The 12,250-nt window shown below is 43.6% G+C and carries 11 protein-coding genes; 8 read left to right on the forward strand and 3 right to left on the reverse strand.

The window, feature by feature from the left end; translation table 11 throughout:
* Window positions 1-601 (forward strand): EF-Tu/IF-2/RF-3 family GTPase (locus EYR97_RS21060; protein WP_242635054.1); only part of this gene is annotated, 601 nt, incomplete at its 5' end.
* 253 nt (window positions 602-854) lie between these two features.
* Here EYR97_RS21060 and EYR97_RS21065 read toward each other — a convergent pair.
* On the reverse strand, window positions 855-1,607 hold the full coding sequence (locus tag EYR97_RS21065) for a LytTR family DNA-binding domain-containing protein (RefSeq protein ID WP_131095723.1): 753 nt from the start codon (window positions 1,605-1,607) through the stop codon (window positions 855-857).
* On the reverse strand, window positions 1,600-2,238 hold the full coding sequence (locus tag EYR97_RS21070; protein WP_181409159.1) for a sensor histidine kinase: 639 nt from the start codon (window positions 2,236-2,238) through the stop codon (window positions 1,600-1,602). The genes EYR97_RS21065 and EYR97_RS21070 overlap by 8 nt, the downstream gene beginning before the upstream one ends.
* Before the next feature lie 839 nt (window positions 2,239-3,077).
* On the opposite strand from EYR97_RS21070, the gene EYR97_RS21075 reads away from it, so the two are divergent.
* Window positions 3,078-5,999, forward strand: a complete 2,922-nt coding sequence (locus tag EYR97_RS21075) for a TonB-dependent receptor domain-containing protein (protein ID WP_131095725.1) — start codon at window positions 3,078-3,080, stop codon at window positions 5,997-5,999.
* 287 nt (window positions 6,000-6,286) lie between these two features.
* On the opposite strand, the gene EYR97_RS21080 is transcribed toward EYR97_RS21075, so the two are convergent.
* A complete protein-coding gene (locus EYR97_RS21080) occupies window positions 6,287-7,174 on the reverse strand; it encodes a TraB/GumN family protein (protein WP_131095726.1) in 888 nt (295 codons plus the stop codon).
* Window positions 7,175-7,485: 311 nt separating this feature from the next.
* Between EYR97_RS21080 and EYR97_RS21085 the strand changes: the two genes are divergently transcribed.
* The 6 genes from EYR97_RS21085 (at window position 7,486) to EYR97_RS21110 (ending at window position 12,249) form a co-directional block, all read left to right on the forward strand.
* On the forward strand, window positions 7,486-8,451 hold the full coding sequence (locus EYR97_RS21085) for an alpha/beta hydrolase fold domain-containing protein (RefSeq protein WP_131095727.1): 966 nt from the start codon (window positions 7,486-7,488) through the stop codon (window positions 8,449-8,451).
* 183 nt (window positions 8,452-8,634) lie between these two features.
* A complete protein-coding gene (locus tag EYR97_RS21090) occupies window positions 8,635-9,414 on the forward strand; it encodes a DUF3450 family protein (RefSeq protein ID WP_242635152.1) in 780 nt (259 codons plus the stop codon).
* Between the two features lie 32 nt (window positions 9,415-9,446).
* Window positions 9,447-10,778: a MotA/TolQ/ExbB proton channel family protein gene (locus tag EYR97_RS21095; protein ID WP_404840980.1), complete on the forward strand. Its 1,332-nt coding sequence runs from the start codon at window positions 9,447-9,449 to the stop codon at window positions 10,776-10,778.
* Window positions 10,763-11,158 carry a MotA/TolQ/ExbB proton channel family protein gene (locus EYR97_RS21100; protein ID WP_131095729.1) on the forward strand — a complete coding sequence of 132 codons (396 nt, stop codon included), beginning with the start codon at window positions 10,763-10,765 and terminating at the stop codon, window positions 11,156-11,158. Before EYR97_RS21095 ends, EYR97_RS21100 begins: the two co-directional genes overlap by 16 nt.
* Entirely contained in the window at window positions 11,152-11,559 is a 408-nt protein-coding gene (locus EYR97_RS21105; protein WP_131095730.1) for a biopolymer transporter ExbD, read from the forward strand. The genes EYR97_RS21100 and EYR97_RS21105 overlap by 7 nt, the downstream gene beginning before the upstream one ends.
* Window positions 11,560-11,616: 57 nt before the next feature.
* Window positions 11,617-12,249: a hypothetical protein gene (locus EYR97_RS21110; RefSeq protein WP_131095731.1), complete on the forward strand. Its 633-nt coding sequence runs from the start codon at window positions 11,617-11,619 to the stop codon at window positions 12,247-12,249.
* Window position 12,250 lies beyond the last annotated feature (1 nt).

Genomic DNA, 12,250 nt, shown 5'->3' on the forward strand with positions numbered 1-12,250 from the left:
ACTTGATTCATACATCCCAGAGCCAGAGCGCGCAATCGACAAGCCGTTCATTCTTCCAATCGAAGACGTATTCTCAATCTCAGGCCGTGGTACAGTAGTAACTGGTCGTGTTGAGCAAGGTATCGTTAAAGTAGGTGAAGAAGTAGAAATCGTTGGTATCAAAGATACAACTAAGACGACTTGTACTGGTGTAGAAATGTTCCGTAAGCTTCTAGACGAAGGTCGTGCTGGTGAGAACGTTGGTGTACTACTACGTGGTACTAAGCGTGATGACGTAGAGCGTGGTCAAGTACTAGCGAAGCCTGGTTCAATCACTCCACACACAAACTTCGAAGCAGAAGTTTACGTACTATCTAAAGATGAAGGTGGCCGTCATACTCCATTCTTCAAAGGCTACCGTCCACAGTTCTACTTCCGTACAACTGACGTAACTGGTGCTGTTGAGCTTCCAGAAGGCGTAGAAATGGTAATGCCTGGTGACAACCTTAAATTCAAAGTTGAGCTAATTGCTCCGATTGCGATGGAAGAAGGTCTTCGTTTCGCAATCCGTGAAGGTGGTCGTACAGTAGGTGCTGGTGTTGTATCTAAGATCCTAGACTAATCTAGACTTAGCAACACAAGTATCCAAAAAAGCGCACTTAGGTGCGCGTTTTTTTATGCCTGTGGTTTGGTTCGTGAGTGTTGTGCCCTCTGAAACACGCCGTAAAGCCATCCATGGCGTCATCAATCAGCATCCTTGCTGCTGAGAGTTTTGGATGGGGCTCCACTCCCTTTGCATTCTCCATAACAAAAAGATTTGGGGAGATGAGGAATGCGCGGTAAACCCATATGTGCTTTTGGCACAACACAAAGCATTAATTCAGTAACAAGTCGAGTTTGTCTCGGTTGCGTCTAGATAGCACTACGCTTTCTCCGGTTCGCAATACCACGTTGTAATCGCCTTTGTCTGTTGGGTTTAGTTCACGAATAGCGTTGTGTCTAACTATTGTCGAACGGTGGATCCGTAAAAACATGTTTGGATCTAACTGAGTTTCTAGGGATGTTAAGGTTTCTCTATGCAGTATTACACTACCGTCATCAAGGTGTAACTCGGCATAATTGCCCGCACCGCTGATATACAAAATATTAGCCACGTCGATTAGTCTAATTCGGCCAGGGTCACGCACAACCAGCCGGGCCTTATAGTGTTCTGACTGTAATGTCGCTTGACGTATTACTTCTTTTATTTGCGACAAGCCTAAGGCGCTGTTTGACGCGAGTCGGTCGTAAATTTTATCTAACATCTTTTTGAAACGGTCATCATCAAATGGCTTTAATATGTAATCAACAGCATTAAGTTCAAAGGCTTCTATCGCATGTTGATTAAACGCGGTGACAAATACAAGTAAGCAATGTGGTGGTAATAACTGAGCAACCTCTAATCCGTTTTTCTGTGGCATCTCAATGTCAAGAAATACAATATCGGGTTGCATTGCCGTTGCAAGAGAAATGGTCTCTTCACCGGTTGATGCTTCCCATACTTCGATAATTTCGTCACGCTCATTGAGTAACATTTTAATTGTCTCTCTAGCCAATCTTTCGTCATCAGCTATTAATACTTTAATCATCCATTTCTCCCGCAGGTATCGCTAAATGGGTTTCAAAAATTCCGTTATCGGATTGACGCAATTCAAAGTGAAAATAGTTGAACATACGGGACAATCGCTCCCGAGTATTAGTGACACCAATGCCATGCCCTTCATGCGTATTTACTGGGTTAAACGCATTTCTTAAATTAACATGTAACATGCCGTCGATGACTTTTACTGTTAATTGCAGCGGATTTCTTTTTGAAGCGGACTGAGCGCCGTGGTGTACTGCATTTTCAACAAGTGGGTGCAATATCATTGTGGGAATTTGTAAACTCATACATGCTTCATCCACATCAATTGAAATGGCAAGTTTGTCTTCAAAGCGCATTTTTTGAATTTTAAGGTAGCTTTCAATAAAGTGAATTTCATCTTTCACCTTTACACAGTCATTGCTTTTATTTTCTAGAATAGTTCGAAGCATCACGCTCAAGGATGAAAGGGCTACAACAGCTTCATTTTCATTTTTCAATCTTACTAAGCTAGCAATGGTATTTAACGCATTGAAAAGAAAGTGTGGGTTGAGTTGGGTCCGTAAGGTTTTCAACTGCTCTTGAATGAGTTGAACTTGCAACTGTCTAACTTCGATACGATCTTCTATCTGTCTCATGTACAAGCGTGTACCAAAAGCCAGGCTGAGCGTTGCACAGTAAATAAAAAGATCCATGTGCAAACTACCAGTTAGAACTTTAACCAGTGCCGTCATATTGCCATCTAGTGTCCTATTTACTAAAACACCGCGCATAAAGGTAGATGTGACAGCGTAGCTCAGCAAAAGTAAAATGCAGGCTAGAGCATGAAAAATCAGCTGTTCTATGGGACTAAAGCGCGTTTTTTTCTATAAAAGATGTAATGGCAAAAATGGCTGCAGAAACCCATATCCAGTTTAAAAACCAAGGGCTAAGTAGCACCCAGGTACGAGACCAATTTGTACTATGCTCTGTATGCAGTAACGCCGAATACTGAATATGTGTGGTAATACTCAGCGCAGCCAGCCAAGTAAATGTTGCTATAAGCCAGAAATACTTGTTTGGAAGGTGTATCTTGATGTCCTCAACCACGCAACTTATTTCCTAGTTCAGTTTTCCTAAAACAGTACGTTAACGTTTTCGTACCGCTAAAATTTAGTTCAAATGGTATACAATGAGACCATTTTGACTATTGAATAGTCAATAAGGAAAGCATGTTGAAATGTAACGATTTAATCACAATTTGATGTTATTTTTGATGAATGTGTCGTTATCTTCTATTTTGCTTCTTATCAAAAGGGTTTTGCTTTGTGCTTGGTCACACTGTTTTGTACTTTCGTCACTGTGTGCCCTCTGTTTGCGTAATAGCGCTAGAGTAAAGTCTTTAATCTCCCTAATTTAGCTCCCAATAGCGCCTGCTATTACCAACACATAAAAATGAAATGTTACGACATAAGTAACGTTTCCCAGGGAGACAACAATGTATATAAAAACAAAACTGGCAAGCGCGGTAAAAGCGTCATTGCTTTTAAGTGCAGCTTGCACAACACTTGCGACAGTGCAAGTTTCAGCGCAAGAAAACCAAAACGACGAAGCAGCTATCGAGAAAATCGCCGTAACTGGTTCGCGTATAAAATCAGCCGAACTTGCTTCGGCTTCACCTTTACAAATTATTGACGCCGGTGATATTCAAGCTTCAGGTGTGGCCAATATTCAAGACCTTCTTCTTGAAAACCCAGCTTTTGGTACACCAGCGATAAGTCGTACAAACTCAAACTTTCAAACTGCCAGTGCTGGTGTATCCACTATTGACCTTCGTGATTTGGGCACAGCAAGAACCCTTGTTCTGGTAAATGGCCGACGTTATGTATCAGGTGTTCCAGGCAGCTCTGCTGTCGACTTAAACACCATTCCTACACAGTTTATTGAGCGCGTTGAAATCCTTACCGGTGGTGCTTCTGCTGTATACGGCTCTGACGCGGTAGCTGGTGTAGTAAATATCGTGATGAAAGATGAATTTGACGGCCTTGAATTTCAGTCTCAGTACGGTGAATCAAAAGAAGGTGATGCGCAAGAGCGACAGTTCTCTTTAACAACTGGCAGCCAGTCGTCGGATGGTCGCAGCAGCATTATGGCTCACCTTTCTTATACTGACCAAGGTGCAGTGTTCTCGCGGGACCGTGCACGTTCAGCGGTGGATCAGCTCTCAGGAATTTACTTTGAAGACTTAGAAGCAGGTGTTGACCCAGATAGTATTTTTGAAGCTTCTAGCCCATTCTTCTCCTCGTTTCCACCACAAGGTCGATTTGATGCAGGTGACATACGGTATACATTTGATCAAAATGGCAACTTACAAGAGGGATTTTCCACAAACGGTAATGGCACGATAGGTCCAGATGGTTTTAACCGTTCGAATTACAGAACCATTGCAATCCCAACAGAACGCTACATGATGGCACTGAATGGAAAATATGAACTCAATGACAATCATCGCATGTTTTTTGAGGGGACTTATTCAAACTCTTCAACTACATCTGAGCTTGAGCCGTTCCCGTTTTCTTCAGACGATATTTATGCAGATGGCTTCGTCCCAGTAGAGTTTTTAGTAGACGGCCAAATGGTAGCAAACCCATTTATACCTGAAGATATTCTCAACTCTGCTGTGGATGAAAATGGCGATGGAGCTCGGGACATATTTTTTGCTAAACGCCTTCAAGATATAGGTAACCGAGGAAACACCGCTGAACGTGATACATTCAGAATATTAGTTGGCATGGATGGTGAGCTGTTTGACGGCTGGTATTACGATGCGTTCTATGCCTACGGGCAAACAAAAGAAGCACAGGTCTCACGGGGTTTAGTTAACGTACAGAACTTCCGTTATGCGCTTGAGTCTATCACTGATGTGAATGACCTAGACGGCGATGGTATTACTGATGAGGCGGTGTGTTTAGATGATACGGCACGTAGTTTTGGTTGTGTCCCTATCGATATTTACGGCTTTAATTCAATATCGCCTGAGGCTGCTGCTTATGTCACTGCACCTGCATTGTTATCAACAGAAGTAACACAAGAAATTATTGGTGCTAACTTAGCGGGTGAATTATTTGATTTGCCAGCAGGTCCATTAGGTGTTGCATTTGGTTTCGAATACCGCGAAGAGTTCTCGCGTAGTGAATTCGATGCGTTACAACAAGCTGGGTTAAATGGTGGCAATGCTATTCCTGCAACTCAAGGGGAGTTTGACGTAACCGAATTTTATGTTGAAACCAACGTTCCCGTATTTGAAGGCTTCAACGTAAAAGCGGCAATCAGGGCGTCTGACTACTCGACAGTTGGAAATACCACTAGTTGGAACGTGGGTTTTGATTATGCGGTCAACGATCAGCTTCGCTTCCGTGTTATTCAAGCTCAATCAACCCGTGCTCCGAATATTGATGAACTATTCCAGCCGGACAGTCAGACTTTTCCACCAGGTATAATTGACCCCTGTGTTGCCAACACCAGTGCACGCTGTTTGGCTGATCCAGGGGTTGCAGCGAATGTTGCTGCTAATGGAGAGTTTACGCTTACCCAATCGGATATCCAAGGTATTAGCGGTTTTAACCGAGGAAATCCAAATGTAACAGAGGAAGTGGGTAAATCGACTACTGTTGGAGTGGTGTATACCCCTCAAAATATTTCAGTGCTTGAAGACTTCAGCTTTACACTCGATTACTTTGATATTGAAATCGAGGACGCCATCGTATCAACACCGCGTCAGTTTATATTAGACCAGTGTTATGGCGGAGGTGATGAGTCGTTCTGTGACTTTGTAACACGTCGCCCTACAGATGTGGGTAACAATAGTGCAGGCTCGCTTGAGTTTATCGATAGTGCTGTGTCTAACAGTGGTGGTGAGATATTAGAAGGCGTTGACTTAACCGCAACGTACGGGGCTGATTTACTAGGTGGTCATATTAATGCCCGTTTGGCCTATACCTATTTGATTGATGGTGAGACCGTGCCATTACCGGGTGCTGACGCAGATCCCTTTGTTGGTGAAATTGGTACGTCAGAGCACAAAGCCTTCTTTAACTTAGGCTACCGCTACGATGACTTCAATATTGTCACACGCTTGACTTACATTGGTTCTGCCGACTTCGATGATCAATTTTTAGCAGGCTTTGGTCTTGATGCTGGCGCCGTGGGCATTAGCTCAGTCACCTATGTAGACCTTCAAGCCAGCTATCAGTTGACAGATATTGTTGAGGTATACGGCGGTGTGGACAACCTCTTTGATAAAGAGCCACCACGCATCTTAACTGGTGTAACTGGTAGTGATACTGGTACCGAAACGAATGCAGGAACTTATGATCCAATTGGCCAAGAGTTCTATGTGGGTGTAAGAGCTAGATTCTAATTGCTCACGTTTTAAAATACGTCAAAGCATGCCTCAGCGTTATATCGCTGGGGCATTTTTATTTATAAATTCCATACTTGTTCACATACAGAAAGTCACCATAAAAAAGCTAAAACTGTATTAATGCGCCTTTGTCACACAATACTTACCGTTAATCACAGTGCGCTTTTAAAGTGGATGCTAATACTTGAATATGTACTGGTCAGGGTTAAACCTGACCAATACATTGTAAACGTGTATTGCAAACTGGACTTTTGGGGCTATCAGGGAACTGTTAGCCTCTTTTTTTATAACTGCTCGACGAGATAACCCTTTTCTTCTAAGAGTGCCAGTACATTGCTTTGGCCAACAAGGTGGCCTGTTCCAACCAATACAAACTCTTTGTCATCATCTCCAAACATGGATTCTATTTTTGGTACCCAGTTTTGATTTCTCTTAATGAACACCTCGTCAAATGAAGCAGGAGATTCTCGTTTGAAGGTATCAATAATTAATTCGTTAAGCTTAGTGGTATCACCAACACGCCAAGCCTTGATGGTGCTTTGTAGCATCTCTTTCAACTCTGGAAGCGTTGCTAATGTCTCAGCAATAAATCGGTCTTCTTCGCCTTCACCCATTTGCGCTAGCATATTAACTTGAAACTCGAGAGACTCTAAGAACTCACGAGGCTTACCGTCGCGTTTAGCAAGTTGCGTAAAATAAGCATCAACCCCTTCACCTGCTAGCTGATTGCGTTGTGCTTCCATCGTTACCAACATAGTGGCGATTAGGCCTGGTTTGAACCCCGCTATTTGGTCGGCGGACGATCCAAATGCCCCTAAATATTGATTAAGTGCCGAGTAGGTTTCACTTGATAATTCGTCTTTAAGCGTCTTTCCATTGCCATAAGTCATAGCGGCCAGCATTTTTTGCTGAGCGGCTAAATCAGTGGGTTCAGGCAAGTCAGCTTCAAGTACAATAGTGTCGCTATTTTGGTAAACATCAGTAAATACATTCGGTAGGGGAAACTCTGAAATGGGAAGAATATGAACTGTTCCGCCGATATACACAGCATCTCCAGCCTTTGATACTTTCCACACAGATGTGGAATGAGAATGGTTAGTTTCTGCCCATGCAGATGCGGCTAAGCCAATTGCAAATATTGAAATAAGCTTAAGTGTCAATGTGCGTCTCATTCTAAATGTCCTTATTGATTATATTAGCGTTTATTCAGCGCATTAGCGCCCTATTTGTTCATTCCAATTTGGCTAAGGCTAATGACAGAGTTCTCTCACATAGATAACAGCGTTCAGATTCATTGATTCAGCATAACAGAGCTTGTAGTGGGTTCTACTGAACCTTGTAACTGATTTGATCACTAGTCAATCACATAGACGCTCGCCACCGAGACTGCCTGCAAGTCTGTGCGTAAAATTTACCAATATCCTTATGCCAAAAAGCGCTATGATTCACCCTGCTACCTATCGTAAAAGGCGAATAATACACTATGTCCACTGATCCTTCCTCACCTCGGCAAACCATAAGCGATGCGTTGAAGCATTTCGGGGAAACATTTCCATCTCTTACTGTACAAGAAGTCAAATCCTCATGGCCTAAAGATATTGGTGAGTGGCTTGAAAGCATACAAAAGCGCAATGCTCAGCATAAAAAGCGAGTAAAACAAATGCGCAAGCAGTTCAGTATAACCATGGAGTTAATGAGAGTAGAAGGCGTATCTGTACGAAAACTTACCCCTCCAGTATTGAGTGATAGGTTTAAAGACCATGTCTATCTGGATATTCACGGTGGTGCCTTTGTGTACTATGGCGGTCTTTCAAGTATTGATGAAGGCATCTTAATTGCCGCAAGACTGGGTATTGTGGTTTACAGTATTGACTATCGCATGCCACCTGCATTTCCTGCGCCCTTTGGGCTTCGCGATATTGAGGCGGTCTATCGCGCTTTCTTGTCTCAAGAAAATAGTAAAAATATTTTCATTGGCGGCACGTCTGCTGGCGGTGGTTTAACCATAGCGCTTATTCAGTCCTTGATACGCCAGAACCTTCAACTACCTCAAGCGGCTTATATTGGAAGCCCTTGGGCAGATTTGACCAATACAGGGGACAGTCGCCAAACCAATGAGGGATTTGATCGGATCTTAGTGACTTACCATGGTGAATTGCGGGCTGCGGCTGCGCTTTATGCGGGTACTATTCCGTTACCCGACCCACAAATATCGCCTATTTATGGAAGTTTTGGGGGCTTTCCACCTTGTTTTATCGTGTCGGGTACGCGCGATTTGCTCTTAAGCGATGCCATTCGAGTCAATCGAAGCATTCGAGACAACCAAGGTACAACGCATCTGGAAATAGTAGAAGGCTTATCACACGCAGAATATCTTATTGCCTACAATACCCCTGAATCGCTAGTGGTATATGATGGGGTGTCTGCATTTTTTCAACGCCATAGTTAACGGTGACTACACGATCCGTAATTCCCTTTAGTTTCAAACCTCATTTTTAAATTATTAATTGCAAATGATAATGGTTTTCATTAGCATATTTTAGATCGGTCACACGTTCTCGTTATAGTGTTCAGCCGAGTATCAAGTATTGATGGCTATTTATCTGGTGACAAAAATGAAAGAGGGGATTGAATGGTAGCTAAAAGGCATACGCTTACATTTATGTTTCTGCTTGCGCTATCGCTGTTAGTGTTAATGACAAGTTTGGCATCTGCTCAGCCCCAAATAGAAGAAATAGATAAACTCACTGAACAGTGGCTGAGTATCGAGCGTCAAACACAAAAACTCGAGAACGAGTGGCGGGAAACTGAACCTGTATTACGACAACGTATTCAGTTATTAACCGATGAGCGTGCTCAACTTCAAACCATAATTAATGAAAACCAATCGACTTCTACCGATGTTGAAGCGCAGCGAGACATACTGCTGTCTCAGCAAAGTGAGCTAGAAACACAACAAAATGAATTGGAGCACACGCTTTCAGGGGTAATAAGTCAAGTCGATAGCCTATATGCATTATTACCCGATTTACTGCGTCAAACCTGGGATAAAGAGCAAGCAGCACAAACACCTGATAGCAATACTTCAAACGTACTACAAGTGGTTTTGGCAAAGCTTTCTGCGTTGCAGCAATTCAATAGTAAGTTATCAGTTAACCAAGCCGTAATACCAACGCCTGACGGTAAAGAGGTGCTCGTAAAACAATTTTATGCAGGCAGCGGCTATGCATGGTTTACCAGCCCCGACGGCCTCTATCAAGGCACGGGATCAAGCTTCGAAGGGGAATGGCAGTGGCAGTTTAGTGAGTTTGAAAGCCAAGATGACATATTACGTGCTATCGCAATGTTCGAAAAGATGCGCGAACCCGATTTTGTGCTGTTGCCTTTGATACTTTCTGAAGGGGCAAATTGATGAAGTCACGTCTTTTGTTTTCAATCTTTCTTATGCTCTCTTATTCATGGTCACTAGGCAGTGCTTCAGCTGCGGCGCCAATCGATACCATGGTGGCAAACATAAACGAAGCAAAGCAGCGTCTTGAGCGCACAGAAAACAAGATCAGTAAAGTACGGGGTGCGCTAGCCAATGAGGTGCGCATGCTAGAGCAGCAAGTACTGCGCCTACGTAATGAAACCGCAGTGATGCGCAGGAAGATGGATGAACGCACTTTGAGTTTATCACAACTGGAAACGCGACTATCAAGCTGGCAAGAGCAGCATGAATACCAACTAAACCTGTTAGACCGCTTTTTGCTTCAAAGTGGTGAAGAGCGTGTATCACTGCAGCAGCTAACCATTTTGGAGAAAGTGCAAAAAGTGGGTGAACAAGCTCAATATCATGCTAATCAACAAGTACCCCACTTTACTCAAGGGCAGGTTGTGCTTGAAAACGGCACAATCGAAAATGCACAAACTCTGTCACTGGGCCCTATTACATGGTACCTGTCGCAAGACAGTAATATCGCGGGTATCGCTGCTATCAAAAATGGCCTTCTTTCGTCAATTTCGACTTTTGACCTTCATGAAATCGATAATCTAAGAACCTTAGCAAACGACAGACACGGATTGATCAAACTAGACCCAACCCTAGGGCGCGCTACAACCAGACAGCAAGCGTCCGACGGTATGGTTGAGCATGTAATAAAAGGCGGCGTTTGGGTTATTCCTATCGTGATATTTGGCGTCGTTTCTGCCCTTATTGCGCTGTTTAAAGTCGTTCAATTATGGCGTTTGCCACGTGTGAAACGGGTGGTGTCAGGTAAGGCTATGGAAAGCATAAACGGTAGCACTGAATCCGGTAGTTTGGGAAGTTGCTCTGATAATAGCTTCGAGGGAATGCAGCATGCCCTGTATCACATTGCCAAACACGCTGAAACATCTGCGCAGTGTGATGATGAATTGTTCTCTCAATTACAGCAAGACAAAATCAAACTCGAAAAATACAACGGGACAATTGCAGTTACTGCGGCAGTTGCTCCACTACTGGGTTTATTAGGCACAGTTAGTGGAATGATTGAGACATTCAGAATGATGACGGCATTTGGTGCGAGTGATCCCGAAGTTATTTCTGGCGGCATTGCAAAAGCACTGGTTACTACTGAATTAGGCCTTGTTGTAGCTATTCCAGCGTTAATCTTAAACGCAGTGCTATCGAGAAAGTCACGCCAATATTACGATGAGTTAGAAAGCTTTGCTTTGGTATTAAGTAATGATCAATGTGAACTCACTCACCGTGATGTACAGCACCAAGAGGGGGCTATTAAATGCTCGAGCAGTTAACTGACAACACACTTTGCTGGTTTATGCTTGTTGTCGCATGGTTTGCTTATCAACAAATTTTCACGCTATTTAGCACAAGGCAACAGATCGCCGGTGTGCCAGATAGTGAAAAAGAACATACCAAACGTGAAATGCTACCTTCGGTGCTAGTCGGCGCGCTTCCTTTGATGGGGCTGTTAGGGACGATATCGAGCTTACAAGTTAGCTTTAGCGGCATGATGACACAAGGTGTTGATAGCCAAGTCGTTACAGGTGGAATTGCTGATGCGCTATTTACCACTCAATTGGGTCTTGTATTAGCAGTACCTGGGTGGTTAATGCTAATGGGCGCTAGCAGTGCCGTAAAACGAACAATAGCGAGGGAGGCCAAATCATGGTAAGTCGTTTGCAGCGTCGTCTTGAGTCTCATGAAGTGAAAGGCATCGACATGTCACCGCTGCTTGACGTGGTTTTTATTCTGCTTATTTTCTTCATTGTTTCCACTGTGTTTGTTAAAGAAACTGGCGTGGAAGTAGACAAGCCCCAAGCTATATCCGCACAAAAGCTCGACCAAATGGCCATCATGCTGGCAATTACACAAACCAACGACGTTATGTACGACAACGCCAACATTGGTGTTAATGGTGTGCGCTCAACGGTTGAACAATTACTAATGAAAGAGCCGCGCCCCGTGGTGATCCAAGTGGATAAAGCAGTGCGCTCTGAAGTACTAGTGGAAGTCATTGATGAAGCAAAGCTGGCGGGGGCTGCCACCGTCAATATTGCTACGCGCAAGCCTTAAGTAGACAGAAATACCAGTCTAAAACGATATGAGTAAGTTGAAACGAAAGTGACAAATATGAAACAAGGTTTAACGCATGTTTTTAGTAGCGGAGCGTTGAGTAGTGTTGTACTACTCGGTGTCGTTGGCGTGATGTGGTTGGGCAATATGTTGTCACATGCACAGCTTGATAAGGTGGAAATCCGCGAGATAAATATTGCCATATCGCCACCGCCACCTCCTCCACCTAAAGCGCAACGCGTTGTGCAGGAAACGGAGGTACCCATACAAGTTGAGGGCGACGGCTTTGCAATTGCCATGAATGAACTTTCTGTGCGCCCTGATATTCGTATTACAAAGCCCGAAATGCCTACTTTGAGTGTAACAAATCAGCAGTGGGATATTCCCGATATTGAGCTTGACGCTTTTGGTCTCACTGATCTTGATTCAACCCCTACACTGCTTACGCCAGTGAAAGTTCGTTTTCCTAAGCGTCTTAAAAAGCAAGGTATAACACGCGTTGTCGTTAAATTGGATGTAATGATTGATGAAGCGGGTGATGTGAAGCTTTTGGATATAGTTGAAAACCCGCATCACGAGCTGAATAACGAAATTAGGCGCCTTGTTCATGCCAGTAAGTTCACATCACCTCACAGAGAAGATGAAGTGGTAAAAGCCCGTTTCATCTGGCCAGTAGTGATTGAGGCATAGT

Source organism: Alteromonas sp. KUL42, assembly GCF_006538325.1.
Classification (GTDB): Bacteria; Pseudomonadota; Gammaproteobacteria; order Enterobacterales; family Alteromonadaceae; genus Alteromonas.

Excerpts from the sequence above, each read along its gene's own strand:
- EYR97_RS21080 (WP_131095726.1), bottom strand. The coding sequence starts at position 7,174 with ATGAGACGCACATTGACACTTAAGCTTATTTCAATATTTGCAATTGGC.
- EYR97_RS21070 (WP_181409159.1), bottom strand. The coding sequence starts at position 2,238 with ATGAGACAGATAGAAGATCGTATCGAAGTTAGACAGTTGCAAGTTCAA.
- EYR97_RS21100 (WP_131095729.1), top strand. The coding sequence starts at position 10,763 with ATGCTCGAGCAGTTAACTGACAACACACTTTGCTGGTTTATGCTTGTT.
- EYR97_RS21065 (WP_131095723.1), bottom strand. The coding sequence starts at position 1,607 with ATGATTAAAGTATTAATAGCTGATGACGAAAGATTGGCTAGAGAGACA.
- EYR97_RS21105 (WP_131095730.1), top strand. The coding sequence starts at position 11,152 with ATGGTAAGTCGTTTGCAGCGTCGTCTTGAGTCTCATGAAGTGAAAGGC.
- EYR97_RS21110 (WP_131095731.1), top strand. The coding sequence starts at position 11,617 with ATGAAACAAGGTTTAACGCATGTTTTTAGTAGCGGAGCGTTGAGTAGT.
- EYR97_RS21075 (WP_131095725.1), top strand. The coding sequence starts at position 3,078 with ATGTATATAAAAACAAAACTGGCAAGCGCGGTAAAAGCGTCATTGCTT.
- EYR97_RS21085 (WP_131095727.1), top strand. The coding sequence starts at position 7,486 with ATGTCCACTGATCCTTCCTCACCTCGGCAAACCATAAGCGATGCGTTG.
- EYR97_RS21090 (WP_242635152.1), top strand. The coding sequence starts at position 8,635 with ATGGTAGCTAAAAGGCATACGCTTACATTTATGTTTCTGCTTGCGCTA.
- EYR97_RS21095 (WP_404840980.1), top strand. The coding sequence starts at position 9,447 with ATGCTCTCTTATTCATGGTCACTAGGCAGTGCTTCAGCTGCGGCGCCA.